Genomic DNA, 25,011 nt, shown 5'->3' with positions numbered 1-25,011 from the left:
TCAACGCGCCACGAAGAGCTCTTCAAACTGGTTGCGAACCTGATTCAGCCGCTCTTCCTGAATCTTGATGCTCACCGCCATGCTCTTTATGGCCCTCGTGATGTCCTCGCCCATGCCCGCCCGGGCATCCTTGATGCTGTAAGTGGTCTCTAAAATCTTTAAGAGGCGGCGGTTGATATCGACGCTTTTTGCGAGACGTTCGTACTCGTCGACGAGGTGCGAGTCCACGCCGGCTTCGCGCGCCCGCTCGATGTCGGCGGCGATGGAGTGCCGGCGCGCCAGCACGTGCTCGATGGCCTCGTAGAGCTGGTGATGGGTGGTGGGCTTGAGGATATAGTCCTCTATGTAGGAACCGTATTCGTTCGCCTCTTCGGGCGTGAGAGGTTTTGCGGTCAGCATGAGGACGGGGATATCCCGCGTTGCGGGGTCGGTCTTGATCCGCTCGAGCGTCTCCCAGCCGTCCATCGGCTCCATCATGATATCCAGAAGTACCAGGTCAGGAGGGGTCGCATTCAGGGCCTCAAGACACTCCTCGCCACTGAAAGCGGTGATCGGCCGATAGCCGCCACGCTCCAGCATGGTAACAAAAACGTCGACGATCATGGGGCTATCGTCGACAACCAATATCGTATACATCATGCCTCCTCCTCTCCGATCCTGACTGCTATATCCAATAACTGTCTCTGTACTGTGGGTAGATCCGCTGACTTATCAATTACCGCTGTGATCAGGGCGGCCTCCCCGACGCTCACGATGAGGATTGTAGCGTCGGCTGAGGTAACGGTGACCAGGAACGGGCGCTCCATGTTGACGCTGCCGCAGGCCGCCTCTGCCGATGCGAGGACCGTTGCGCACATTGCTGCGCAGAGCGACGATGTGAGGTCACCTTCCGGGAAGCGTTTACCCAAAATTCTGCCTTCACTGGATACGAGAGCGCATGCAGCAACACCGACAACGGACTGGATCTCATCGATGTGCCTTTGGGCACTCTCTTCCATGAAGGGATGACGGCTCATCAGATTAACCCCGAGATATCTCATTGAGGTATCTGCGTCGCATCATATATGAATATCGAATCTGCATTGCATCGAACCACTTTGCCAACTCGCTTTTACCACGCCCAATAGGGAATCGCAGTCCCTGAAACGAAGAACTCCGGTTGCCGCAACTCGACCAGGCCCGCGATATAATCGTGAAATCAGGCCATGGAAAAGCTCCAGACATTTTCCATTCAGGCTTTTCCGAGAAAAAGTATTTCCACCTTCAAAAATTGCATTTATCTCCTCCAAGCTAGAGGGGCAAATAAATAAGTTTATGTTTGAAAACTACGATCTATCCTTGAGACGGGTTTGGATGATCAGGGCCTACACTATCGCCTCCGGAAAAGGCGGAACCGGGAAGACGACCGTTACCGCAAACCTGGGAACAGCACTGGCTCAGCATGGCAGGGAAACGTGTATCGTCGATACGGATGTCGGGATGGCCAATCTCGGGCTGGTATTGGGGCTTGCAGAGACCCCGATCACGCTCCACGAGGTTCTGGCAGGGACGGCGTCAATCCAGGATGCAATGTACGTGGGGCCGTACGGTCTCAAGGTAGTACCCAGCGGCCTTTCGCTCCAGGGGTTCCAGAACGCGAACCCGGAACGGCTTAGAGACGTGATGTGCGATCTCACCGACCGTTGTGATTTCCTTCTTCTCGAGGAAGATCCAGATGCTGGGCCTCCAGTCGCTCTCCGGCCCCCTCATCCGCGAGATCGTCAACATGACGCTCCTCGAGCGCGGCCTCGTCCCCTACCGCAACGTCTGCACCCGGGTGGGAACCCCGGTCTTCGACGCGCACCTCATCGATGTGGGACGGGGATTCGAGGCGCACGACAACGCCAACCTCCAGGAGAACGCCGAGACATCCCACAAGAAGAAGGCGGACAAGATCAGCAAGGAGCAGTACCTCCTGCAGCTCCCCCCGGACCTTGCGGACCACCACCTCCGCGGCGATCTCCACATCCACGACCTGGAGTACTTCGGGACCCGCCCGTTTTGCCAGGATTGGGACCTGCGCTACTTCCTCTACTACGGCCTGATGCCTGATGGGAACGGGACGAAGGCCTCGGTCGCCGGCCCCGCGAAGAGGGCCGAGGTGGCGGTCCTCCACGCGGTCAAGGCGCTCGGCTCCGCCCAGACGAACTTCGCCGGCGGCCAGGGCTACTACAACTTCCTCACGTTCATGGCGCCCTTCTTCGAGGGGATGGACTACGAGGAGATCAAGCAGCTGATGCAGATGTTCGTCTACGAGATGACCCAGATGATGGTCGCCCGCGGCGGCCAGGTGGTCTTCTCGTCGGTCCAGCTCTCCCCGGGCGTCCCCACCCTCTGGAAGGACAAGCCCTGCGTCTACCGCGGCAAGGTCTGGAACGGAGAACAGGCACCGCTCCGGACCTACAACGAGTTCGAACGGGAGGTCCGGCTCCTCTTCAAGGCGCTGATGGAGGTGATGCTCGAGGGGGACTACTGGGGCAAGCCCTTCTCCTTCCCGAAACCCGAGATCAGCATCGAGCCCGACTTCCTTAACGAGGACGAGGAGTTCAACCGCGAGCACCCCGACCTCCCGACCTACCAGGACCTCTACCTGATGACGTTCGAACTCGCGTCCAAATACGGCACCCCCTACTACGACAATCAGATCCCTCCCTACCGGGGCGCCGGCGAGGGGATCTCGTGCTATCAATGCTGTGCCTACCAGTTCTCCTCCCTCGCCGACGAGGACGACGAGTTCGAGGACAAACTCTACTTCCGGGAAGGGAAGCACTTCTCGATGGGGTCATGGATGGTGATGTCCATCAACTGCCCACGGGCGGCGTACAAGGCGGAGGGCGACCAGGAACGGCTCTTTGCCGAACTGAAGGCGCTCATGGATACCGCCGTCGAACTCTTCCGGATCAAGCGCCGCTGGATGTCTCACATCCGGACAAACGGCCGGATGCCGTTTGCGATGCAGCGCCCGAAGGACCCGAACACCGGCGAACGCGGCGCGGTTGCCGTGGATCTCGAGGGGCTCGTCTACACCATCGGCGTGGTCGGCGTCAACGAGATGGTGCAGCACTTCACCGGTCACCAGCTCCATGAGTCGCGCGACGCGTTCCGTCTCGCCGTCCGGGCAATGACCGAACTCGAGATGTACGCCCGTGAACTCTCGCAGAAGCACAACATGACGATCGCCCTCGCCCGCACCCCGGCAGAGACAACCGGGCAGCGGTTTGCCGTCGCGGACCTCCTCGACGAGCGGTTCCGCGACCACGCCATCCGGGTCGTCAAGGGCGACGCCGATGCGGCGCTCGATACGCTCGGCACGACGCTCGACCTCCCCATCTACTACACCAACGGGACGCATATCGCCCCGGGAGCCCCCGTTCCGCTCACGAAACGGATCGAGATCGAGCACATCTTCTTCCCCATCGTGGACGGCGGAAACATCTTCCACGTATGGCTCGGGGAGGCGCGCCCCGACCCCCGCGGACTGATGGAGATGGCGATGAACCTCTGCCGGACGACGCAGATCGGCTACTTCGCCTTCACCCGGGATCTCACGGTTTCCCTGAAGGAGTACCGGGAACTAAAACCGGCGCGCCCCGACACGGGGAAGACGGCCGGCACCTCTCCGGCGGCAGACCGGGCAGGTGCCTGACCGGGATCATCACACCTTCAGTGCTCAAGCTCGCTGCGCTCGCACTTCGCGTGAGTTAACGGGTGCAGATAGCGATACGATCTCACACGAGGGCCACGAAACTTCGCGCGAAATTGTGTAAAGCATTTCGCAGAGCACCTTTTTTTGCTTCGCAGCAAAACTTAATGTAGGAGCTGCCGGCACGACGTAGCGGCAGCGCGTGAGGCACACCCATGATCGATCTCAAAACCCCGCTCCTTGCCATCGATGTCGGCAGGGGCACCCAGGACATCCTGGTCTACGAGCCCGGCCGGGCGGTCGAGAACAGCATCAAACTGGTCCTCCCCTCCCCGACCGTGGTGGCGGCGGCGAAGATCCGGGAGGCGACCCGGGCGGGGCGCCCGGTCTTCCTGGACGGGTACCTGATGGGCGGCGGCGCGAACACCGGCGCGATACGGAAGCACCTGGCGGCAGATCTCCCGGTCTACGCCACGCCCAAGGCCGCTCTGACCCTCCACGACGACCCGGAACGGGTGCGGGCGCTTGGAGTTGAGATCCGCACTGCCCCTCCGGGAGACGCGGCGGTCGTCCGCACCACCGACTATATGGAACCGGAACTCAGGCAGGCGCTCTCCCTCTTCGGCGTGGACTACCCACAGAACGTGGCGATAGCGGTCCAGGATCACGGCTACTCCCCGCACCGGAGCAACCGCATCCACCGGTTCGAACTGATGCGGGAGCGACTGGACGCCGGGGATTGGGACCTCCTCTCGCTCGCGAGCGACCCCCCAATCGCCGATATGACCCGGATGCAGGCTGTCCTGAGCCAGGCACCGGGAGCGTTCGTCACCGACACCGGGCCGGCCGCCCTCATCGGGGCGCTCTGCGACCCGCAGGTTCGGCGCATGGCAAAGACCGGGGTGACCCTCGTCAACGCCGGGAACGGGCACACCCTCTGCTTCACCCTGAAAGGACGGGAGATCCACGGCCTCTTCGAGCACCACACCGGCGCGCTCGATCCTGCGAAACTGCAGGACTACATCAGGCGGCTCGCCGACGGCACCCTGACCACGGAGGAAGTCTTCGACGACGGCGGTCACGGGGCGGCGATCAGAAAGCCCCTCGCCACGGGTGCCGTGGCGGTCACCGGCCCGAACCGGCTCAGGCTGCTGCCGGAGGCCTACCAGGCGGCGCCCTTCGGGGACATGATGCTCTCGGGGTGCTTCGGGCTCGCGTATCTCTGGAAGAGGTTCAGAGAACCGACGCTCTGAAAGAGCGGAGGTTGATCGGGCGTCCAGACAGGAACCGGGGAAAAGGAGTACCCGTCCCCACTCACGAAGCACGTTCCTGGTTCATCCCGAACAGCCCCCGGAAGAACTCCATGATCTGGTCGAATATCGACGGCGAGGATGCAGACGGGTCTCCACCCGCTCCACCCTCTCCTCCCCCTTCCAGATCATAAATGGCCGCCAACTCCTCCTTCCCAAGACCGTTCAAGATCTCGAGGTCCCCGACCGCCGCGGCAACGATCGCATCGTGGTCGACGCCCCGCGCCCACGCCCCGGCCATCGTCTCCGACGGACTGAGCGTCGAGTTCTCGACGCCCGAAAGCGCGTAGAGTCCGGGGAGGGAAGACTCCTCCGCCGCGCCCGCATCCCCCTCAGGCCGGATGGCGAGCACCGGGTCGGAGAAGCCCGATGAAGGCACCTCCTGGTCGCCGGCAAGAGCGTATGCCTGGAAGGCGAAGAGGTTGGGGTTCGACGTCAGGTTGGTGACCAGCCGCTCCTCGGGAAGGGTGAGGTTCGCAAGCGTCAGCCTCCCGGTACGGGTGACGACCGTAAACTCCCAGACGCCGCGTTCCCCGTCCCCGAGGGTCTGGAACTCACGGGTCCGCGTGATCTCATAGACCCCGGTCTCGTCCGGGGGCGGCACCAGGACGACGTAGGCAGGGTTCTCCTCCGTGACCGTCACGTTCCTGGCCTCGACCGTCACGATGACGGTGAATGTCTCCCCCTCCAGGACCGCCCGCGGGTGCCGACTGCCCAGGCGCATCGCCGGGTCGAGCAGCCAGTCGAGATTCGCTATCTCCACCCCGCTCCGGGTAAGGACGACGTCTTCGGGTGTCCGGTCGAGGAGCACCCCGATACCCCTGACGAGCAGGCCGTCGCGCGGTACGGCGACGGCGGACGGTATCCCGGTCTCGTTCTCCTCGGGGGTGTACGACGATCCAGGGAGGATCATCTGGTGGTCGCTCTGAACCAGCGGCCGGTCTTGAGAATAGTGCGATTTCGCCATCGTCGCGCTCGGTCGCGGGGGAGCATACCGCTCCAGGGTGGGTGTCGGGTTCGCACTCTTCTTTTTCTTCTTGTCGTCGGCAACGGCGGTCTTCGTCGCGGTGGGTTCAGTGGTGGTTGTTGCATTCTGGGACGGCGCTGCCGTCAGCGTCCCATTCGTCTCCGCATCGGCGGTCTCGTTGCCGTTTCCAACCGTCGCCCCGGTAGAATTCGACAGGATCTTTTCGTCCTGTTCTTCAGGATCCAGGCTCTCTGCAGGCGTGATCGGCGCTTTTTTATCGGCAAGCTTCTCGCCCGGTGCATCGGCGGTGCCGTTCTCGTCGGAGCCGGGGAGAGCGGATGCAAGAGGAGCGAGCATGCCGATGCAGAGCACCAGAACCACAATAGCGAGGAGAAGAGACCTCAACGGTGCCGCCCTCCGGGGTCCGGGAACTCCACGCACTCTGTTCGCCGGTTCTGCCGCAGCCAGGGCAGGCTTCACTATCCGGGCGGGGACTCCGTTCATGGGAATCTCATGGGGCACATACCAGTATAAATAATTTCCGGGCAGGAGCGCACTCGAAGCCTCCCCGCAAATCGCCCCCGGGAGAACTGTTCGGGAGATACTACCTGCCGCCCCGGGACACTCCTCGTCGGGGAGGTTGCCGGATTACTTCAAAAAAGGTGTTCAGGCAGAATCGTTCTGCATCAGCTGGACATCGGCGATGTCATGCTGGCGCTGCGCGAGAACTTTTGCCTTGAAGATATTCTTCCCCGCTTTGCCGATGGCAAGGCCCCGATCCTCGTCCCGGACATCGATAAGGGCGATCTGCTGATCCTCCTCGTCCGTGTCGAAGTCGATACCGGTGACCTGAGCAGGAAGGAAGCAGTTCCGGAGGAACTGGCTCGGGTCCGCAGAGTATTCCACGACCTCGATGCGCTTCCCCATCACGTCGGAAGCCTTCTTGATGCTCGACCCGCTCTTGCCGATGGCGAGTCCCATATCGCCGGGATTGATCACGAAGATTATCCGCTCGTTGCGGTTATCGACGATGCAATCGCGGCTGCCTGCGCCGGTAAGGCTCTCGAACTGGGAGATGAGGCGCATGCACTCCTCAGTCAGCGTGACCTGTGGCATCGTCTACACTCTCGCAGCACTCAGGATATCGGATTCGCCTGGCTCGATCACGGCGAGCGCACTGACGACGTACGGCATGCCGCAGGCTTTCCCGAGCTGGACGCTCGAGCCTTCGTAGGCGTAGACAGGGATATCGATCTCATTCACCAGATTTTTAACGGATTCCGGGCTGTTCCTGGCAACCACGACAAGTTTGGCCTTGCCTGCCTCGATGGATTCCCGGGTCTTGTTTCGGCCCAGGAACACGGTACCAGTCTTCACGGCTTTGCGTAGTGAAGCATTAAAGTCCATTATGATTTCTCCTAGATTTTCAAGTTTATGGGTTTTGCGATGAGTTTCACATCACCGGTGCCAAGCTGGATTGGCTGGCCCACGATCACGTTCTCGGTGACGCCGTTTAATTCGTCCACCTCGTTCGCGATTGCAGCATCCAGCAGATGGTTGACCGTTACTTCGAATGCAGCCCGGGAAAGGACACTCTCCTTCTCGCCGGCAATACCGTGCCGGCCGATCTGCTTGACCTCGCCCTCCATGCACATCATATCCGCGACGAGCATGATATGACGGACATCGACGCCGATACCCTGTTCGTTCAGGGTGCTTAAGGCCTCCTGGATGATTGCATTCCGGCCGGCCTCGATACCGAGCACATCGGCGATCTCGCTGATGTTGTTGCTCCGGGTGCGGGAGGTATCGACTCCTTCGACTTCGAAGACATCTTTTAGGTTGGAGCCCTCAGTATAAAGGATATACTCTCCGCCTTCCTTTCTGACGACGACCCGCTCGATATCGTCGATACCCTGGACGATGACGTGCCGGACGTGTTCCGCGAGCTGGAAGAGGTTCTGGTAGCTCTCCCGGTTCTTCGGAGTGAACGTGATCGAGGCCCTCTTCGGGTCCCCCTCGACATCGAAGTCGCGGAAGTGCCGCTTTTCACGCATCTTCCTCGGCCCCGCCTCGAGGATCTCGTCGATCGAGATCTTGCGCCGGTCGCAGACCGCCTTGTTCAACATGACGAGGACCTGCATGTTCTCCATGTCGATGGTGATATCCCCGAACTCGTGGAGCGGCGCGGCCTCGATCTGCCAGCTCACCTCGCGGGCGCGGTCGCGGTTGAACGCCCAGTCGTCCAGCAGGTGGACCGCCATCGTGGGGGTGCTCGGCTCGCGCCGGGCGTCCATGATCTCGATCAGGCGGGGGAGACCGAGGGTAACGTTGATCTCGGCCACACCCGCGTAGTGGAACGTACGCATCGTCATCTGGGTGCCGGGCTCGCCGATCGACTGCGCCGCCACGACACCGACCGCCTCGCAGGGCTCGATCCGGCTCTTCTGATACTCCGAAAAGACCATCTCGAGAATCTGCTCGAACTCTTCCTCGGTGACGTCCCGATCCGCAAGACTCGCTTTGAGGTCTTCCCGCGTCCGGTAAGGCAGATCGAGGGAATCGATCCGCTGCTCCATATCGCTGTTCATTTGACCTCCTCCTTTAGCACGCTCTCGATGATACCCTTCACGTCCACCGGGGCGCCGTAACTGCTCCTTCCGGGGTCGGTTCCGTCCTCGCCGTAGCGGAACTGGATGATCCGGCCGCCCGTCGTCCGGACGGTGCCGTCGTACGCCACCTTGAGGTCCTGCAGGGCGTTGATCATCCGCCGCTGGAGGTACCCGCTCTGCGACGTCCTGACCGCAGTGTCCACAAGACCCTCACGCCCACCGATGGCGTGGAAGAAAAACTCGGTGGGAGAGAGACCGCTCTTGTAACTGTTGGTGATGAACCCGTGCGCCTCGGCGCCGCGCTCGTTCCGCCTGAAGTGCGGCAGCGTCCGGTCCTCGTAGCCACGCATGATTCGCTCGCCACGAACGGACTGCTGTCCGAGACACCCGGCCATCTGCGTCAGGTTCAGCATCGACCCACGCGCACCGGAGACCGCCATCACCACGGCACTGTTGTCCATCCCGAGATGCCGCCCGGCAATCTCACCGGTGCGGTCACGGGCCTTGCCGAGCACCTGCATGATCTGCATCTCGAGTGTCTCTTCAAGCGTCCGCCCGGGCATCGGTTCGAGCTGTCCCTCGTTGTAGATCTTGATCCGGCGGTCGACATCGCTGATGGCGCCATCGAGCACCTCGTCGATCTGGCCGTACTCCGTCCGGGTCAGGTCTTCGTCGTCAATACCGAACGAGAACCCTTCGAGCATGATGCCCCGGATCGAGAGTTTGGTCACGTCGTCGATGAACCGGGCTGCCCGCTTCATGCCGTGCTGCCTGATGATCCGGTGCAGGATCTGACCGTCGAACGCGCCGATCCCCTTCTTGTCGATGGTACCGGTGATCAGGTTCCCGTTGACGACCCGGACGAACGCATCGTTCTCGCACATCTCCCGCTTGCAGGTCTCGCAGTTCTGGCACGACGAGGCCTGGAAGACCATGTTCAGGTTGTCGGGGAGAACGAGCGAGAAGACCTGCTTGTTCGTCCAGAGGGGGTTGCCGTTCTCGTCCATTCGGTCCGGCTCGGGCAGGTGTTCGACGGGCAGGTGCTGGGTGAGGTAGAGCACCTCCTCCTTGCTGAAGTGGCGGACGGTATGCGTCAGGAGAAAGATACCCGAGATGTGGTCGTGAATACCCCCGATGATCGGGCCGCCGGTCCTCGGCGATAGGATGTTCGACGACACCGAGACCAGGATCTCGGCCTCGGCCCGCGCCTCCTCGGTCTGCGGGATATGCAGGTTCATCTCGTCGCCGTCGAAGTCGGCGTTGTAGGGGGGGCAGACAGCCGGGTTCAGCCGGAACGTCTTTCCGTCCATCACGACGACCCGGTGGGCCATGATGCTCATCCGGTGCAGCGAGGGCTGCCGGTTGAAGAGAACGATATCGTTATCCTTTAACTGCCGCTCCACCGTCCAGCCCGGCTCGATCATCTCCGCGACCGTCTCCAGGTTCGCGTCCGAAAGACGCATCCTCCTGTTGTCCGGCCGAATAGCGTAGTTTGCGCCGCAGGGTGACCGGATGGTGGGGCGTTCGGGGCCGTTCAGGACATACTGCCTCATCTCTTCGATGTTGAACGTGGTCACCCTTATCGGAAGCGTCATCTCGTTTGCAATGGCGAGCGGTATCCCCACCTCGCCGATCGAGAGGTTCGGATCGGGAGAGATGACCGTACGAGCGGAGAAGTTCACACGCTTGCCCGAAAGCGAGCCGCGGAACCGTCCTTCCTTCCCCTTGAGACGCTGCGACAGGGTCTTTAAGGGCCGACCGCTCCGGTGCCGGGCAGGCGGGCACCCCGCCACCTCGTTGTCGAGGTAGGTGGTGACGTGATACTGCAGGAGTTCCCAGAGATCCTCGATGATCAGCTGGGGTGCACCGGCGTCCTGGTTCTCCTTGAACCGCTGGTTGATCCTGATGATGTCCACGAGCTTGTGGGTCAGGTCATCCTCGGACCGCTGCCCGTTCTCGAGAATGATCGAGGGCCGCATCGTGACCGGCGGGACCGGGAGAACAGTGAGGATCGTCCACTCAGGGCGCGCGACGTCCGGGTTGACCCCGAGAGCCCGGAGATCGTCGTCCGGGATCCGCTCGAGGCGTGCCCGGATATCGGCCGGGGTCAGCTTGTGCTCGACCTTTCTCCCGTCTTCCACGAAGACCTCGGAGAAGGTGGTGGGTTTCTCGAAGTTGATCTTGAGCTGCTGCTCCCCGCAGTGGGGGCAGACCCGTTCTTTCTTGATGTCTTTCTCGGAGACGATCTCGCCCGCGAGTTCGCTGTCCTCGGGTCCGATGATCTTCTCGACCTCTTCGGACGTCATCAGCAGCCGGGAGCACGACCTGCAGGTCACCCGCAGGAGTTTCCGGATCAGCCGGGTGTAGCCGACGTGGATGACGGGCTTCGCGAGTTCGATGTGCCCGAAGTGGCCCGGACAATCGGCCGCTTTCTGGTCGCAGGTCTTGCACCGGAGACCGGGGTCGATGACGCCCAGGTTCAGGTCCATCAGGCCCTGCGGGTAGGGAAACCCGTCGTCGTCATAGGTGTCCGCCCAGATGATCTTCCGGACGCTCATCTTGCGGATCTCCTTCGGGGAGAAGAGCCCGAACTCGATCCTTCCAACACGTTTTGGACTGGTCATAGTTTGATTGTGCCCCCTTTCTTACACCATATCGTCGAGTCTCAGGCGGGGAGCGATGCCCATGCTCTTCATCTCGTCGAGGAGGAGCTTGAATGCGTAGCTCATCTCGACAGGGTAGATATCGGTCTCACCGCCGCAGGCAAGGCACCGCGTCACCTTCCTCTTCCGGTCGACCATCGCCACCATACCGCACTTCGCGCAGACCCACTGGGTCACCTTGTCCGACTCATCGAGGAGACGTTCTTTTAAGGCCATGGCCGCGCCGTGGCCGATCATCACGTCCCGCTCCATCTCACCGAACCGGAGACCACCCTCGCGGGCACGTCCTTCGGTCGGCTGGCGGGTGAGCACCTGCACGGGGCCGCGCGACCGCGCGTGCATCTTACTCGATACCATGTGGTAGAGTTTCTGGTAGTAGATGACGCCGATGTAGATGTCGGCCGCAAACTGCCGGCCGGTGATACCGTCGTACATGACTTCGCGGCCGTTGTGCGAAAAACCGAGTTCTTTGAGTGAACTCCGCAGAGCCGTCTCGCGTTCGCCGCGGAACGCGGTCGCGTTGATCCGGTGCCCTTCGAGCGAGCCGACCTTGCCGCCCAGCATCTCGAGCATGTGCCCGATGGTCATACGGCTCGGGACGGCGTGGGGGTTGATGATCAGGTCGGGCGTCATGCCCGACTCGGTGAACGGCATATCCGCCGAAGGCTGGATCAGCCCGATGACGCCCTTCTGACCGTGCCGGGAAGCGAACTTGTCGCCGACCTCCGGCACCCGGAGGTCACGGGTCCTGACCTTCACCAGGCGCGAGGAGTTCTCGCCCTCGGTGATGATGACGGTGTCCACGATACCGTGCTCGTTGCTCCGCATCGTGACCGAGGTGTCGCGCCGTTTTTCGACGGCGATCAACTCGCTCGTAGGCTCTTCGAGGAACCGGGGCGGGGAGGTCTTGCCGATCAGCACGTCTTTCTCGCGGACGACCGTCTCGGGGTTGATGACGCCGTCGATGTCCAGGTTCGCGTAGAACTCGGCACCGTGCGCGCCGGAGACCTCTTCGTCCGGGATCTCGATCCGGTCGACCTGGCCGCCGGGGTATCGCCGCTCTTCGCCGTCGTAGGTGCGGAAGAAGTGCGAACGCCCGAGGCCGCGGTCGATGGAGGCCTTGTTGATGATCAGCGCATCCTCAATGTTGAACCCTTCATACGAGATGATGGCGACGACGAAGTTCTGGCCCGCGGGCCGATCGTCGGAGCCGATCACATCGGATGTCTGGGTGAAGGTGAGCGGCTTCTGGCCGTAGTGGAGCATGTGTCCCCGGGTGTCGGGGCGGAGTTTCATGTTCGATGCCGCAAAGCCGAGCGCCTGCTTGACCATCCCGGCACCCATGGTGACACGGGGACTGGCGTTGTGCTCGGGGAACGGGACGTGCGCCGCACCGATACCCAGGATGAGCGAGGGATCGATCTCGAGATGCGTGTGCTCGGGGGTGAGGTCCGCCTCGTTGATGGCGATGAAGAGGTCTTCCTCCTCTTCGGCGTCGACGAACTCGATCGCGCCCTTCCGCGCCACGTCCTCGAAGATTGTCTCGCCGTTTCGGAGACGCTCGATATCGTCGTCGGTTACCTGCGGAACACCGCCTTTGACCACGATCAGCGGCCGGCGTGCCCTGCCGCGATCGGTATGGATGATGACGTCGTTGTTGAAGTCCTTGTAGGATACGTTGACCTCGGAGGAGATCTCGCCGTGCCGGCGCATTTCGCGCATCCGCTCGACCAGTTCCCGCGGGTCGTCCACAAGCCCGATAAGGGCTCCGTCAACGAAGACACGTGACTGTCTCATGCCGTCTCTCTCCGGAGGGCGATGACGCCCATATCGTACAGAATGTTCTTCACTTCCTCTTCGTTGATTACACCCTTGCTGATCTCGACCATCTGGGCGAAGTTCTTCACCAGTCCACAGTTCGGTCCCTCAGGCGTCTCGCTCGGACAGATCCGCCCCCACTGGGTGGGGTGCAGGTCACGGGCCTCGAAGTGAGGCTGCGAGCGGGAGAGAGGCGAGATTACACGGCGAAGGTGCGAGAGCACCGCCATGTGATCCACGCGGTCGAGGAGCTGCGAGACGCCGGTGCGCCCGCCCACCCAGTTGCCGGTGGCAAGCGGGTGCAGCAGCCGCTCGGTCAGGACGTCCGCGCGCACGGCGGTCCCGATCGAGAGGTCGCGGTGGCGCATGCTGGCCCGCTCGAGCTGGTACTTCACGTCCCTCGTTAAGCGGTTGAGTGAGATCCGGAAGAGGTCTTCCATCAGGTCGCCGGCAAGTTTCAGCCGCTTGTTCGAGTAGTGGTCCTTGTCGTCGATCCGGCGCCGATCGAGCACCAGGTCGAAACAGGCCTCGGCCATGCGGCCGAGGAAGTGCGCCTTTGCGAGGCGGACGCCCTCGACTGCCGTCCGGTATCCGGGGTCTTCCTCCTTCAGGCCCACCGGCATCAGGTAGTTTAAGTGCGGGAGGAGGTAGTTGTCCAGAACGAACTCCGCACGTTTCCGCTGGTAGTCCCGGGTCTGGTTGGGTGCGAGTTTTTTCCCGACGTACATGACGCCTTCGTCGACGGTGTCGCACTCGCCCTCTTCAAGGTTCTGCATCATGAAGGTGAGGATCTCCTCGTCGGTCGAAACCGCCTCCACGATGTCGTGGTCGCCCTGCAGCCCCAGCGCCCGCATCAGGTCGATGAAGCGGAGGTGCCCGGCGACCGAAGGGAACGAGACCTCGAGCAGGTTCTTCCTGTTCCTCTCGACGATCACGAGCGCGCGGTAGCCCCGGTACTGCGAGAAGACCTTCGCCACGTAGATCCGCTCGTTGTATCGCTCGGTGAACTCGGTCATGATCTTGTTCGAGGCGAGATCCTCGAGCGTCATCAGCACCCGTTCCGTGCCGTTGACGACGAAGTAGCCGCCTGGATCGAGGGGATCTTCGCCGTGCTCGATCCGCTCGGGGTCGCTCATGTTGTAGAGGTTGCAGGCGGCCGACCCCACCATCACCGGCAACTGCCCGATAGTGGTGACGATCGGGTCCTGCGCTTCTTCGCCCTGGACAAGCGTCATCTCGAGTTGAATGGGCGCCGCATAGGTGAGGTTTCTCAGGCGCGCCTCGCTCGGGAAGAGTTCGGACTGCGATCCGTCCGCTTCACGGACAAGAGGTTTTTTCACCTCGACCTTGCCCAGTTCAACCCATACAGCCTCCTTTCCTTTCCCCCGAGTCTCGATATCGGTCTCGATGACGCGCTGCTCGTCGACGACTTTCTGAAGGTTGTGCAGGAGGAAATTGTTATAAGAGTCTAACTGGTGGCGCGCTACGTGCTCCCGCGCAAAATATGCTCTCGACAAAACACTTCTATCTAACAGATGGATCAGCTCCCGGCCTCTGAATTTATTTCTTCGGTCTCTTCACAACGAGCCTGTAGGCTTCGGCTCTGCCCGCGGTGCGACTGTCGCGAACGATCCGGATGACGTTCCCGACCTCGCCCCCGATAGCCTTCACTGCAGGATCGTCGTGGTAGATTTTCGGCAATTGCTCTAGAGTTATATGGTACGTCGCAAGAAGGTCGGCGACCTCTTCTTCGCCCATAATCTGATGGTCCGGAACCATCTCATGATTGAGTACGTCAAGTGAAGTCCCCATCACCTACACCTCACCGACGAAAAAGTTGCGTATCAGATACATCACCTTGTTAAAATCCATAGACATCGCCCATGGCAACGGGCCCAAGGGGATTTGAACCCCCGACCACCTGGTTAAAAGCCAGGCGCTCTACCTAACTGAGCTATAGACCCCGCGCGTACTGCCATCCAGCATTATTACAATGCGAGAATAGTATAAATAACTTACTTGCAGGCGTATCATATCATTCGCAGTCTAACGATATAAACCTTTCAATTATCAACCCACTGCAGACCTACCGGAATGTTTAATGCTCCTCGAACATCCTGTTTATATACGTATTCCCCGGATCAGGGTGCCCCATGATTCCCTCTAAATCCCATGCAGATAAGGCCATATCCGCCATATCATGGGTAACGCTGGGCATATACCTGCTCATCGCCATCTCGCTCTCCCTGCTCGCGATCTTCTCGTTCTATGATGTCGTTCTCCAGGTAGCGGCGCTCATTCACGCCGAAGACATGACGCAGGGCATACTCGGGGTGCTGCACGCGCTCCTTCTGACCCTCATCATCGTTGAGATCCTGGAGACGGTGACGGCGTATTTCAGAACCAACAAAGTGCTCGTGACGCCGATCCTGATTGCAGGCATCACCGCAATGGTGCGGCGGGTGCTGACCTTCGGGGTCGAACCCGTCGAACCCATCGATATCGGGATGACACTCGCGGCGATCCTCGTGCTGACGACCGCGATCGTCTATATCGGGAAGCGGGAACGCGCAGATGGCTACTAAGGACAGAAAAGGGCGGGAGCAGGGATCCGAAGCGATCGAGCCCGAACAGGACGCAAAAACTTCGATGTTGAGAGCGAGGACGATCAACGCGCCACGAAGAGCTCTTCAAACTGGTTGCGAACCTGATTCAGCCGCTCTTCCTGAATCTTGATGCTCACCGCCATGCTCTTTATGGCCCTCGTGATGTCCTCGCCCATGCCCGCCCGGGCATCCTTGATGCTGTAAGTGGTCTCTAAAATCTTTAAGAGGCGGCGGTTGATATCGACGCTTTTTGCGAGACGTTCGTACTCGTCGACGAGGTGCGAGTCCACGCCGGCTTCGCGCGCCCGCTCGATGTCGGCGGCGATGGAGTGCCGGCGCGCCAGCACGTGCTCGATGGCCTCGTAGAGCTGGTGATGGGTGGTGGGCTTGAGGATATAGTCCTCTATGTAGGAACCGTATTCGTTCGCCTCTTCGGGCGTGAGAGGTTTTGCGGTCAGCATGAGGACGGGGATATCCCGCGTTGCGGGGTCGGTCTTGATCCGCTCGAGCGTCTCCCAGCCGTCCATCGGCTCCATCATGATATCCAGAAGTACCAGGTCAGGAGGGGTCGCATTCAGGGCCTCAAGACACTCCTCGCCACTGAAAGCGGTGATCGGCCGATAGCCGCCACGCTCCAGCATGGTAACAAAAACGTCGACGATCATGGGGCTATCGTCGACAACCAATATCGTATACATCATGCCTCCTCCTCTCCGATCCTGACTGCTATATCCAATAACTGTCTCTGTACTGTGGGTAGATCCGCTGACTTATCAATTACCGCTGTGATCAGGGCGGCCTCCCCGACGCTCACGATGAGGATTGTAGCGTCGGCTGAGGTAACGGTGACCAGGAACGGGCGCTCCATGTTGACGCTGCCGCAGGCCGCCTCTGCCGATGCGAGGACCGTTGCGCACATTGCTGCGCAGAGCGACGATGTGAGGTCACCTTCCGGGAAGCGTTTACCCAAAATTCTGCCTTCACTGGATACGAGAGCGCATGCAGCAACACCGACAACGGACTGGATCTCATCGATGTGCCTTTGGGCACTCTCTTCCATGAAGGGATGACGGCTCATCAGATTAACCCCGAGATATCTCATTGAGGTATCTGCGTCGCATCATATATGAATATCGAATCTGCATTGCATCGAACCACTTTGCCAACTCGCTTTTACCACGCCCAATAGGGAATCGCAGTCCCTGAAACGAAGAACTCCGGTTGCCGCAACTCGACCAGGCCCGCGATATAATCGTGAAATCAGGCCATGGAAAAGCTCCAGACATTTTCCATTCAGGCTTTTCCGAGAAAAAGTATTTCCACCTTCAAAAATTGCATTTATCTCCTCCAAGCTAGAGGGGCAAATAAATAAGTTTATGTTTGAAAACTACGATCTATCCTTGAGACGGGTTTGGATGATCAGGGCCTACACTATCGCCTCCGGAAAAGGCGGAACCGGGAAGACGACCGTTACCGCAAACCTGGGAACAGCACTGGCTCAGCATGGCAGGGAAACGTGTATCGTCGATACGGATGTCGGGATGGCCAATCTCGGGCTGGTATTGGGGCTTGCAGAGACCCCGATCACGCTCCACGAGGTTCTGGCAGGGACGGCGTCAATCCAGGATGCAATGTACGTGGGGCCGTACGGTCTCAAGGTAGTACCCAGCGGCCTTTCGCTCCAGGGGTTCCAGAACGCGAACCCGGAACGGCTTAGAGACGTGATGTGCGATCTCACCGACCGTTGTGATTTCCTTCTTCTCGATGCACCCGCCGGTATCGGCACGGACGGAGTCATACCGCTCACCGTGGCAGATGAGGTTCTGCTGGTCGTGAACCCCGAGATCTCTTCGATCGTGGATGCTCTGAAGATCAAGATCCTGACAGAGACGGTCGGCGGCACCATCGGGGGGGCCATCCTCAACCGGGCGATACTGGAAGAGACCGACATGAACCGGAGAAAGATCGAGAAGACCCTCGGGGTATCGATCATCGATACGGTGCCCGAAGACGCAAACGTACGAAGGGCCGCAGCGGCGAAGACACCGGTCGTCGTCAGATCACCAGGATCCGAATCATCTAAAGCGTTCAGAAGAATCGCAGCCACGTTGGCGGGCATCCCTGTTCTGGAGGAGCCGCACAAGGTGCAGGAAGGATTTGTTGAGCGGTTCGCCCGCGCACTATTCAGGAGAGAACCATGATGACTATGGATATTAATGCAATCATGATAGTCCTGCTCTCGGTAACCATCGTCTGTCTGCTGTTTATCATGTACGTGATGTACGTGCGCATCCAGCAGCTCCTCAGGGAGGTCGACGCATTGTCAGGCAGGATGGAGATCACCGGCAGCGAACTGGAACAACTGACAAGAAGCGTCGAGGAGTATAAGAACGCCCGCGGATAGAGGTTTCACCCCGACTCCGCAAAGCGAAGATATATGTGCAATTCGAACATAGCTAATAGGGAAGGGGCCATAGGGTAGCCTGGCCATCCTAGGAGACTGGGGGTCTTCTGACCTGCGTTCAAATCGCAGTGGCCCCATCAGACCATTTTTTCTCTGTCCCCGACAGAGTTATTCGTAGCATGAAGCTGACTGCAGGCTGCACGGATTGCCTGATCAGCCGGGTCGAGTACGAGAGCCGGCTCTGCATCGACGATCCCCTGCGCGTCTCCGAGATCGTCGATGCGTGCCGGAACCTTCTTGGGCGCATCATCGCCGACCCGGTGCCCGCACCCGTCATCGCTAGCCGGGTGCACCGCCTTGCTTACCGGATGATCGGCGACGACGACCCCTACCGGTCATTGAAGAAGGGCAACAACGAGGACGCGGCGGCGGTCTGCCGGGAGGTGCGCGGCGATCTTTCGACGTTCCGCGACCTTGCGCTTGCGTCGGTCATCGGCAACACGCTGGACTACGGTTCGAAGGCCCATACCGTCACCGACAACTTCGTCGGGTTCTTCCGCCGGGAGTTTGCGGCGGGGCTGACCGTCGACGACACCGCCGCGATCGAGGGGCACACCTCCCGGGTGGTCTACCTCGCCGACAACTGCGGGGAGATCGTCTTTGACTCCCTTTTCGCCGACTACCTCAAGAAAAGCGGGTCGCACGTCACCTTCGCCGTCCGGGGAGCCCCGATCTTAAACGACGCAACGATGGAGGATGCCGTGGCGCTCGGGCTCGACCGCCGGGTCGACCTGCTCACCCCCAACACGGACGGAATCGCCGAACTCGGGCTCAACCGCGACCTCGCCCCGCCGGCGCTTGCCGACGCTCTCGACCGCGCGACGCTCGTCATCGCGAAGGGGATGGCCAACTACGAGTCGCTCTCGGATGACCGCGACCTCCCCCCCGTCGCCTACCTGATGTCGGTGAAATGCGGCCCGATCGGTGCGGATATCGGCATCCCGGTCGGTTCCCGGGTCGCCCTCCTTTGTGAGTGATCCGACGCGGGCGCCGGGTCCGGGTGCCGCCCGAAGACCGAGTATATAAATCATCCTGCAAAATTTTCCTGAGACGCTTGCGGGTCTTTCGATTAACGGTGAATTATAACATCTCTGTTTATTATTCCGGCATATATATTCGTTTAGATATTTATTAGCAAATAATATATATCAGTTAGAATAGATAATGGTGCGGGGAACTACCACACCCAGCATTCACCAATCATTCAATTCCATCAGCAATCACCACAACCAACTACATAACCAACTACACCGCCAACGATGCCAAGGGTTCGGTTCGGGGGCACGGGAGCCCCTGAACCAGCGTTCAGCAACCACAAGCGAGATTACGCCGGGCTGCAAGGCTTTCGGGTGTGGCCCCCCCACCTCATTCTATAAGGCCAACATCACCTCACTTTTATCATCAGCCGGATCGCAAACGGCTTAATTCGCGTTATTATACCGCAAAAGCTCCCCGTGCAGCGCAGCATCCGCAACTTCACCCGACCCGCCGACAGGGGAGGTGATACACCGTCACGTGCCGTGCAACGGAAGAGTAGCGGAAATCGAGAGAAAAAGGGAGGAGCGCTATACCCCTCAGCCGAAGATCTTCCGGGACATCTCCAGCGCTTCGATGGCGGGCATCTTCTTCCCGGTCAGGAACTCGATCGCCGCCCCTCCGCCGGTGGAGATGTGCGTAAACTCGCTCTCGAGACCGAGCCGCTCGATGGCCGCGCCGGAATGCCCGCCGCCCACCACCGAGAACTCCACGGCAGAGGCCGCCCTCAGAAGCTCGAAGGTCCCGACGGCGAACGGCTCCTCCTCGAAGAGCCCCGCCGGACCGTTCACCACAACCGTTCCCGAGCCCGAGATCGTCTCCGTAAGGCTCTCGATCGAATCGCTCCCGATGTCGAGCACCTGGGCGTCCTCCGGGACGGTGTCCAGGGGGTACTCGACGCGCTCGCCGTCTTCGCGGACGGCAACCGAGTGCGGCAGAGAGAGCCGGTCGGCGTAGGACTCCAGGAGAGCTTTCGCCTTATCGATCTCCGCCCGGTAGCCGAGATCGTCGATCAGCCGGGCCGACGGCCGCCCGATCTCGTGGCCCGCCGCAAGCAGAAAGACGTTTCCCACCACGCCGACGACGATCACGCGGTCAGCCGTTCCCCGTTCGAGAACATTCTGCGCGACCGCGATCGAGTCGTCCACCTTCGTCCCGCCGAGCACGAACGTGACGGGACGCGGGGCGCCGGAAAATACCCGGGAGAGGTTCGCGACCTCCTTCTCCATCAGGAGGCCGGCCACCGACGGGAGCACGAGCGGCAGCCCCACGATCGACGGCTGCGACCGGTGCGCCGTACCGAACGCGTCGTTGACGTACACATCGGCCATCGACGCCAGCCTCCGGACGAGGAGGGTCTTCTTCGCCTCCTCCGGTTTCAGGGTCAGGTTCTCCTCGGCGGCAAACCGGAGGTTCTCGAGCATCAGGACGTCCCCGCGCTTTGCGCTCCGGATGGCATCCCGGGCGCACCGCCCGAAGATGTCCTCCACATACGTCACCGGGCGACCGAGCAGCCGTTCCAGTTTTGCCGCATGCGCCTCAAGCGTCGTGAAATCCTTCTTGCCGGGCCTGCTCTGGTGCGTCAGGACGACAAGCCGCGCGTCCTCGAGCGCCTGCACCGTCGGCAGGTGTTCCCGGAACCGTTTGTCGTCTAAAATCTGGTTTGAGGAAGGATCGATGGGCGAGTTGAAATCAACCCGCAGCATCACCGTTCCCGTCAACTTCCCAGTATCTGCGAGCGTACCGATCTCCACCGGGTATCACCAGTCTCTCTCTTCAGGTGCTCCGTGCCTTAATCTTTTTCAGGCGGAAGAGCTCCTCGCGCTCCATCTCATCGAGCCGCATCTTGATGAAGTCTCTGGCCTCGGAGAGTTCCGGGATCACCTTGAACTCGAGCGCGTTCACGCGCCGCTTGGTGCTCTCGATCTCGTCGAGCAGCCGCTTCATGGTCGTCTCGATCTCGGCGGCCTCGATGATGGCCTCGAGCAGATCCTCGAACGCCTCCGCGGTCTCGTCGATGACGGCGGACGTGCCGAGCATCCCGTAGCCGCGGTCGAGCACGCCCTTCCGGACGGAGGACGCCTGGATCTCCGGGACGACGACGCCCATGATGTTCTTGCTTTTTAAGGAGATGGCGGGGACGTCCGCCGTCGAAAAGGCGGCGGCCTTCACCCCGATAGCGCCCTCGACGGTCTCCGCGAGGGCGATCATCTCCATTGCACGCTCGTAGCGCTCCAGCAGTGCGCCGCGGCTGTCTTTCGCCTGTTGCAGCACCTTGAAGAACTCCAGGATAAGCCCATCGCGCTTCATCTTGAGGATGTTATAGCCGCGCTCCGAGAGCTTGATCCGCCGTTTGACGTTGATCAGCTCCGAACGGGTCGGCTTGATATCTCGCAGCGCCATGGACGTTTACCCCTGTGCCTTCTTCCGGTACTTCGGGTGGTATTTCTGGATCAGTTCGCGGTCGATACGGACGAGCTGCTCTTCGGGCAGCGTCGAGAGGAGTTCCCAGCCGAGGTCGAGCGTCTCCTCGATCGACCGGTCTTCATACAGGCCCTGCCTGACGAACCGGTCCTCGAAGAGGTCGGCGAACTCAAGGAACATCCGGTCGCGCTCCGAGAGCGCGTCCTTGCCGACGATGGCCACGAGACCCCGGAGGTCGTTACCCTCCGCGTATGCCGCATAGAGCTGGTCGGAGACCTTCTTATGGTCTTCGCGGGTGTGGCCTTCACCGATACCGAGGTTCATCAGACGCGACAGCGAGGGCAGCACGTTGATCGGCGGGTAGATACCCTTCCGGTGCAGCTCACGGTTGACCACGATCTGGCCTTCGGTGATGTAGCCGGTCAGGTCCGGGATCGGGTGAGTGATATCGTCGCCCGGCATCGTCAGGATCGGGATCTGGGTCACCGAGCCCTTGACGCCCTTGATGATACCCGCACGCTCGTAGATGCTCGCAAGGTCGGTATACATGTAGCCGGGGTAACCGCGCCGGCCGGGCACTTCCTCACGGGCCGCGCCGATCTGACGGAGCGCCTCGCAGTAGTTGGTCATATCCGTCAGGATGACCAGCACGTGGTAGCCGAGGTCGAACGCCAGGTACTCGGCGGTCGTGAGCGCGAGACGCGGCGTGATCGTCCGCTCGACGGCCGGGTCGTCGGCAAGGTTCAGGAACACGACCGAACGCTCGAGAGCACCCGTCTTCTCGAAGTCGGCCATGAAGTAGTTGGCCTCTTCCCGGGTGATACCCATCGCCGCGAAGACCACGGCGAACTCTTCGGTCGAACCGGGCACCTTTGCCTGGCGGGCGATCTGGAGCGCCACATCGTTGTGGGGCAGACCCGATGCCGAGAAGATCGGGAGTTTCTGACCGCGGACGAGGGTGTTCGTCCCGTCGATCGTCGAGATACCCGTCTGGATGAAATCTTCAGGCGAGGAGCGGGCGTAGGGGTTGATGGCCGCACCGGTGATCTCGAGCCTCTTTTCGGGCACGATATCCGGGCCGCCGTCGATCGGCTTGCCGCCGCCGGAGAGGATGCGGCCGAGCATATCCTTGCCCACCGGCATCTTGATCGTCTCGCCGGTGAACCGGATGCCCGAGTCCCTGCCGATACCGGCGGTGGTCTCGAAGACCTGGACGACCACGATCTCGTCGCTCGTATCCAGCACCTGGCCGCGCTTGACCGTGCCGTCGGCGGTCACGATGTTGACGAGTTCGCTGTAGCCCACCGGCTCCGTCTTCTCGACGAAGACCAGGGGACCTGCAATCTGTGCAACCGTTCTGTACTCCTTCATGGTCACACCGCCCTCATCGCGTCAAATTCAGCTTCCATATCTTTCATGATCTTTGCAAGCTCGGGCTCGTAGTCCCTGATGAACTTGATCTGCGGAAGCTCGTTCTTGCTCCTGATGCCGATGACCTGTTGCGGGGTCGCCCCACCTGTCTGGGCGGTACGCGCGAGGTCAGCGTAGTGCTTGATCGCCTTCATCATGTCGTACTGCTTGGACATCGGGCAGAACGTGTCCACCGCATCGTAGGCGTTCTGCTGCAGGAAGATCTCGCGGATCATCCTGGCCACCTCGATGGTGACCTGCTCCTCGTCGGGCAGGGCGTCGGAACCGACCAGCTGAACGATCTCCTGGAGTTCGGCCTCTTTCTGGAGGACGCCCATCGCCCACGCCCGAAGCGGGTTCCACTCGGGCGAGACCTCTTTGTCGTACCACTCGTTGAGCGCGTCGAGGTAGAGCGAGTAGGAGTTCAGCCAGTTGATCGCCGGGAAATGCCGGCGCTGCGAGAGTTTCGCGTCCAGTGCCCAGAAGACCTTGACGATACGCAGGGTGTTCTGGGTGACCGGCTCGGAGAAGTCGCCGCCCGGCGGCGAGACCGCGCCGATGACGGAGACGGAACCGCCCTCTCCGTTCAGGGAGATGACACGGCCCGCGCGCTCGTAGAACTCCGAGAGGCGTGCCGCAAGGTACGCGGGGTAGCCTTCCTCACCGGGCATCTCCTCGAGACGGCTCGAGATCTCACGCATGGCTTCGGCCCACCGCGAGGTGGAGTCGGCCATCAGCGAGACGTCGTAACCCATGTCACGGAAGTACTCGGCGATCGTGATCCCCGTATACACGGACGCTTCACGGGCTGCAACAGGCATGTTCGAGGTGTTCGCGATCAGCACCGTCCGCTCCATCAGCGGCTTGCCGGTCTTCGGGTCCTCGAGTTCCGGGAACTCGGTCAGAACCTCGGTCATCTCGTTGCCGCGCTCGCCGCAGCCGATGTAGACGACGATCTCGGCGTCCGACCACTTCGCAAGCTGCTGCTGGGTGACCGTCTTGCCGCTGCCGAACGGGCCGGGGATGGCTGCCGTTCCGCCCTTCGCGATGGGGAAGAGACCGTCCAAGATCCGCTGACCGGTGATCAGCGGGATGTCTGGGTTCAGTTTCTGCGTCACGGGGCGGGGCACACGAACCGGCCAGCGCTGGAGCATCGCGATCTCGGTGCCGTCCTCGAGGACGCAGACGGTCTCGTCGACCGTGAAACTGCCGCCCGAGATCTTCTTGATCTTGCCGCCCTTCGCTTTGGGCGGAACCATGACCTTATGGACGATGTTCGTCTCCTGGACCGTGCCGAGGATGTCGCCGGCCTTGACTTCGTCGCCCTTCTTCACCGTGGGCACGAACTCCCACTTCTTCTCGTGGGAGAGGCCGGGAGCCGAGACGCCGCGCTCGATGAAGTTGCCCATCTTGTCCACGAGCACCTCGAGCGGCCGCTGGATCCCGTCGTAGATACTGGTCAGCAGACCGGGCCCGAGTTCGACTGCGAGCGAGAGACCGGTATTCCCCACCGACTCACCGGGTCTGATGCCGGCGGTATCTTCGTAGACCTGGATGATGATGTTCTCACCCTGGATCTTGATGACCTCCCCCATCAGTTCTTCATTGCCGACCTTCACCACGTCGTACATGTGTGCGTCGAGACCGACAGCAGTGACGACCGGCCCTGAAATTCGTTTCAGGACTCCCTGAGCCCTGTTCTCTTTTCCTTTATCCATTACTTCCACAGATCAACACCCACCGATCTCTTGATTCTCTCTCTCATCGACAGGCCGCCCTCTTCTCCACCGATCGCGATCACCGTCGGCTTGACGGAGTTCTCGAGGGTGGTGCGAAGCCGCAGGGGAATCCGCTCCATGTCGCTGCCCTTCAGCACGAGGATGCCGACGTCTCTGTCATCCAGCACCTGGTTGATATGCTCGACCAGCCGCTCGTCGGTCTCGGCCGCGTAGGTCTTTCTGACACCCGCGAGCCTGAAACCGAGGATGAATTCACCGGTACCGACAACTGCGATCTCCAT

Annotated in this window: 23 protein-coding genes, 2 tRNA genes and 1 pseudogene; 8 read left to right on the top strand and 18 right to left on the bottom strand. The window is 60.9% G+C overall.

The features are described 5' to 3' along the window. Window positions 1–636 (bottom strand): response regulator, encoded by a 636-nt coding sequence (locus MEMAR_RS01475; protein WP_011843150.1) that lies wholly within the window; start codon window positions 634–636, stop codon window positions 1–3. Further along, a complete protein-coding gene (locus MEMAR_RS01470) occupies window positions 636–1,040 on the bottom strand; it encodes a roadblock/LC7 domain-containing protein (protein WP_245526628.1) in 405 nt (134 codons plus the stop codon). The genes MEMAR_RS01475 and MEMAR_RS01470 overlap by 1 nt, the downstream gene beginning before the upstream one ends. 313 nt (window positions 1,041–1,353) lie before the next feature. On the opposite strand from MEMAR_RS01470, the pseudogene MEMAR_RS12605 reads away from it, so the two are divergent. The 3 genes and pseudogenes from MEMAR_RS12605 to MEMAR_RS01460 form a co-directional block, all read left to right on the top strand. Then, window positions 1,354–1,704: pseudogene (locus MEMAR_RS12605) on the top strand (nucleotide-binding protein); the annotation flags it as partial. Window positions 1,705–1,714: 10 nt separating this feature from the next. Then, complete coding sequence (gene nrdD, locus MEMAR_RS01465) at window positions 1,715–3,685, top strand: anaerobic ribonucleoside-triphosphate reductase (RefSeq protein ID WP_011843161.1); 1,971 nt, start codon at window positions 1,715–1,717, stop codon at window positions 3,683–3,685. 212 nt (window positions 3,686–3,897) lie between these two features. Then, a complete protein-coding gene (locus tag MEMAR_RS01460; protein ID WP_011843160.1) occupies window positions 3,898–4,935 on the top strand; it encodes a DUF1786 domain-containing protein in 1,038 nt (345 codons plus the stop codon). 61 nt (window positions 4,936–4,996) lie between these two features. Here MEMAR_RS01460 and MEMAR_RS01455 read toward each other — a convergent pair whose 3' ends face one another. The 9 genes from MEMAR_RS01455 to MEMAR_RS01415 form a co-directional block, all read right to left on the bottom strand. Next, window positions 4,997–6,364, bottom strand: coding sequence for a hypothetical protein (locus tag MEMAR_RS01455; protein ID WP_143706293.1), 1,368 nt, complete (start codon window positions 6,362–6,364; stop codon window positions 4,997–4,999). 261 nt (window positions 6,365–6,625) lie between these two features. Further along, window positions 6,626–7,075, bottom strand: coding sequence for a NusA-like transcription termination signal-binding factor (locus tag MEMAR_RS01450; RefSeq protein ID WP_011843158.1), 450 nt, complete (start codon window positions 7,073–7,075; stop codon window positions 6,626–6,628). A 3-nt stretch (window positions 7,076–7,078) separates the two neighbouring features. Next, entirely contained in the window at window positions 7,079–7,366 is a 288-nt protein-coding gene (locus MEMAR_RS01445; protein ID WP_011843157.1) for a 50S ribosomal protein L30e, read from the bottom strand. Between the two features lie 11 nt (window positions 7,367–7,377). Continuing rightward, the gene (rpoA2, locus tag MEMAR_RS01440) at window positions 7,378–8,538 is read right to left on the bottom strand and encodes a DNA-directed RNA polymerase subunit A'' (RefSeq protein ID WP_394295774.1); all 1,161 of its coding nucleotides are present in this window, start codon (window positions 8,536–8,538) and stop codon (window positions 7,378–7,380) included. A gap of 8 nt (window positions 8,539–8,546) precedes the next feature. Next, complete coding sequence (locus MEMAR_RS01435; RefSeq protein ID WP_011843155.1) at window positions 8,547–11,195, bottom strand: DNA-directed RNA polymerase subunit A'; 2,649 nt, start codon at window positions 11,193–11,195, stop codon at window positions 8,547–8,549. Window positions 11,196–11,216: 21 nt separating this feature from the next. Further along, a complete protein-coding gene (rpoB, locus tag MEMAR_RS01430) occupies window positions 11,217–13,031 on the bottom strand; it encodes a DNA-directed RNA polymerase subunit B (protein WP_011843154.1) in 1,815 nt (604 codons plus the stop codon). Next, entirely contained in the window at window positions 13,028–14,569 is a 1,542-nt protein-coding gene (locus tag MEMAR_RS01425) for a DNA-directed RNA polymerase subunit B'' (protein ID WP_011843153.1), read from the bottom strand. Before MEMAR_RS01425 ends, rpoB begins: the two co-directional genes overlap by 4 nt. 43 nt (window positions 14,570–14,612) lie before the next feature. Continuing rightward, on the bottom strand, window positions 14,613–14,864 hold the full coding sequence (locus MEMAR_RS01420; RefSeq protein ID WP_011843152.1) for a DNA-directed RNA polymerase subunit H: 252 nt from the start codon (window positions 14,862–14,864) through the stop codon (window positions 14,613–14,615). Between the two features lie 78 nt (window positions 14,865–14,942). After that, a tRNA-Lys gene (locus MEMAR_RS01415) sits at window positions 14,943–15,016 on the bottom strand. Window positions 15,017–15,205: 189 nt separating this feature from the next. Here MEMAR_RS01415 and MEMAR_RS01410 point away from each other — a divergent pair. Next, complete coding sequence (locus tag MEMAR_RS01410; protein WP_011843151.1) at window positions 15,206–15,637, top strand: phosphate-starvation-inducible PsiE family protein; 432 nt, start codon at window positions 15,206–15,208, stop codon at window positions 15,635–15,637. A gap of 83 nt (window positions 15,638–15,720) precedes the next feature. Here MEMAR_RS01410 and MEMAR_RS01405 read toward each other — a convergent pair whose 3' ends face one another. Both MEMAR_RS01405 and MEMAR_RS01400 read right to left on the bottom strand, forming a co-directional pair. Continuing rightward, the gene (locus tag MEMAR_RS01405; protein ID WP_011843150.1) at window positions 15,721–16,356 is read right to left on the bottom strand and encodes a response regulator; all 636 of its coding nucleotides are present in this window, start codon (window positions 16,354–16,356) and stop codon (window positions 15,721–15,723) included. Then, window positions 16,356–16,760: a roadblock/LC7 domain-containing protein gene (locus MEMAR_RS01400; RefSeq protein ID WP_245526628.1), complete on the bottom strand. Its 405-nt coding sequence runs from the start codon at window positions 16,758–16,760 to the stop codon at window positions 16,356–16,358. The genes MEMAR_RS01405 and MEMAR_RS01400 overlap by 1 nt, the downstream gene beginning before the upstream one ends. A 313-nt stretch (window positions 16,761–17,073) precedes the next feature. Here MEMAR_RS01400 and minD point away from each other — a divergent pair, with 313 nt between their 5' ends. The 4 genes from minD (at window position 17,074) to MEMAR_RS01380 (ending at window position 19,099) form a co-directional block, all read left to right on the top strand. Further along, on the top strand, window positions 17,074–17,859 hold the full coding sequence (gene minD / locus MEMAR_RS01395; protein WP_011843148.1) for a cell division ATPase MinD: 786 nt from the start codon (window positions 17,074–17,076) through the stop codon (window positions 17,857–17,859). 5 nt (window positions 17,860–17,864) lie between these two features. Further along, on the top strand, window positions 17,865–18,062 hold the full coding sequence (locus MEMAR_RS01390) for a hypothetical protein (RefSeq protein WP_245526627.1): 198 nt from the start codon (window positions 17,865–17,867) through the stop codon (window positions 18,060–18,062). Between the two features lie 63 nt (window positions 18,063–18,125). Beyond that, a tRNA-Pro gene (locus MEMAR_RS01385) sits at window positions 18,126–18,199 on the top strand. A 42-nt stretch (window positions 18,200–18,241) separates the two neighbouring features. Continuing rightward, window positions 18,242–19,099, top strand: coding sequence for a damage-control phosphatase ARMT1 family protein (locus tag MEMAR_RS01380; RefSeq protein ID WP_011843146.1), 858 nt, complete (start codon window positions 18,242–18,244; stop codon window positions 19,097–19,099). A 597-nt stretch (window positions 19,100–19,696) separates the two neighbouring features. Here the strand turns inward: MEMAR_RS01380 and MEMAR_RS01375 are convergent. Genes MEMAR_RS01375 through MEMAR_RS01355 form a run of 5 tightly spaced genes read right to left on the bottom strand, consistent with a single transcriptional unit; the run spans window position 19,697 to window position 25,011 of the window. Then, window positions 19,697–20,911 carry a phosphoglycerate kinase gene (locus tag MEMAR_RS01375; RefSeq protein ID WP_048063709.1) on the bottom strand — a complete coding sequence of 405 codons (1,215 nt, stop codon included), beginning with the start codon at window positions 20,909–20,911 and terminating at the stop codon, window positions 19,697–19,699. Window positions 20,912–20,933: 22 nt separating this feature from the next. After that, window positions 20,934–21,560 carry a V-type ATP synthase subunit D gene (locus tag MEMAR_RS01370; RefSeq protein WP_011843144.1) on the bottom strand — a complete coding sequence of 209 codons (627 nt, stop codon included), beginning with the start codon at window positions 21,558–21,560 and terminating at the stop codon, window positions 20,934–20,936. 6 nt (window positions 21,561–21,566) lie between these two features. Then, window positions 21,567–22,952 carry an ATP synthase subunit B gene (locus MEMAR_RS01365; RefSeq protein ID WP_011843143.1) on the bottom strand — a complete coding sequence of 462 codons (1,386 nt, stop codon included), beginning with the start codon at window positions 22,950–22,952 and terminating at the stop codon, window positions 21,567–21,569. A 2-nt stretch (window positions 22,953–22,954) separates the two neighbouring features. Continuing rightward, a complete protein-coding gene (locus tag MEMAR_RS01360) occupies window positions 22,955–24,709 on the bottom strand; it encodes an ATP synthase subunit A (RefSeq protein ID WP_011843142.1) in 1,755 nt (584 codons plus the stop codon). Continuing rightward, window positions 24,709–25,011, bottom strand: a complete 303-nt coding sequence (locus MEMAR_RS01355) for a V-type ATP synthase subunit F (protein ID WP_011843141.1) — start codon at window positions 25,009–25,011, stop codon at window positions 24,709–24,711. Before MEMAR_RS01355 ends, MEMAR_RS01360 begins: the two co-directional genes overlap by 1 nt.

The organism is Methanoculleus marisnigri JR1, assembly GCF_000015825.1.
Taxonomy (GTDB): Archaea; Halobacteriota; Methanomicrobia; order Methanomicrobiales; family Methanoculleaceae; genus Methanoculleus; species Methanoculleus marisnigri.
This window is presented reverse-complemented; position numbering and strand designations above follow the sequence as displayed.

Excerpts from the sequence above, each read along its gene's own strand:
- MEMAR_RS01460 (WP_011843160.1), top strand. The coding sequence starts at position 3,898 with ATGATCGATCTCAAAACCCCGCTCCTTGCCATCGATGTCGGCAGGGGC.
- MEMAR_RS01355 (WP_011843141.1), bottom strand. The coding sequence starts at position 25,011 with ATGGAGATCGCAGTTGTCGGTACCGGTGAATTCATCCTCGGTTTCAGG.
- MEMAR_RS01400 (WP_245526628.1), bottom strand. The coding sequence starts at position 16,760 with ATGAGATATCTCGGGGTTAATCTGATGAGCCGTCATCCCTTCATGGAA.
- MEMAR_RS01445 (WP_011843157.1), bottom strand. The coding sequence starts at position 7,366 with ATGGACTTTAATGCTTCACTACGCAAAGCCGTGAAGACTGGTACCGTG.
- MEMAR_RS01410 (WP_011843151.1), top strand. The coding sequence starts at position 15,206 with ATGATTCCCTCTAAATCCCATGCAGATAAGGCCATATCCGCCATATCA.
- MEMAR_RS01380 (WP_011843146.1), top strand. The coding sequence starts at position 18,242 with ATGAAGCTGACTGCAGGCTGCACGGATTGCCTGATCAGCCGGGTCGAG.
- MEMAR_RS01360 (WP_011843142.1), bottom strand. The coding sequence starts at position 24,709 with ATGGATAAAGGAAAAGAGAACAGGGCTCAGGGAGTCCTGAAACGAATT.
- MEMAR_RS01435 (WP_011843155.1), bottom strand. The coding sequence starts at position 11,195 with ATGACCAGTCCAAAACGTGTTGGAAGGATCGAGTTCGGGCTCTTCTCC.
- MEMAR_RS01390 (WP_245526627.1), top strand. The coding sequence starts at position 17,865 with ATGGATATTAATGCAATCATGATAGTCCTGCTCTCGGTAACCATCGTC.
- MEMAR_RS01470 (WP_245526628.1), bottom strand. The coding sequence starts at position 1,040 with ATGAGATATCTCGGGGTTAATCTGATGAGCCGTCATCCCTTCATGGAA.
- MEMAR_RS01405 (WP_011843150.1), bottom strand. The coding sequence starts at position 16,356 with ATGTATACGATATTGGTTGTCGACGATAGCCCCATGATCGTCGACGTT.
- nrdD (WP_011843161.1), top strand. The coding sequence starts at position 1,715 with ATGCTGGGCCTCCAGTCGCTCTCCGGCCCCCTCATCCGCGAGATCGTC.
- rpoA2 (WP_394295774.1), bottom strand. The coding sequence starts at position 8,538 with ATGGAGCAGCGGATCGATTCCCTCGATCTGCCTTACCGGACGCGGGAA.
- MEMAR_RS01370 (WP_011843144.1), bottom strand. The coding sequence starts at position 21,560 with ATGGCGCTGCGAGATATCAAGCCGACCCGTTCGGAGCTGATCAACGTC.
- MEMAR_RS01475 (WP_011843150.1), bottom strand. The coding sequence starts at position 636 with ATGTATACGATATTGGTTGTCGACGATAGCCCCATGATCGTCGACGTT.
- MEMAR_RS01450 (WP_011843158.1), bottom strand. The coding sequence starts at position 7,075 with ATGCCACAGGTCACGCTGACTGAGGAGTGCATGCGCCTCATCTCCCAG.
- MEMAR_RS01420 (WP_011843152.1), bottom strand. The coding sequence starts at position 14,864 with ATGGGGACTTCACTTGACGTACTCAATCATGAGATGGTTCCGGACCAT.
- rpoB (WP_011843154.1), bottom strand. The coding sequence starts at position 13,031 with ATGAGACAGTCACGTGTCTTCGTTGACGGAGCCCTTATCGGGCTTGTG.
- MEMAR_RS01365 (WP_011843143.1), bottom strand. The coding sequence starts at position 22,952 with ATGAAGGAGTACAGAACGGTTGCACAGATTGCAGGTCCCCTGGTCTTC.
- minD (WP_011843148.1), top strand. The coding sequence starts at position 17,074 with ATGATCAGGGCCTACACTATCGCCTCCGGAAAAGGCGGAACCGGGAAG.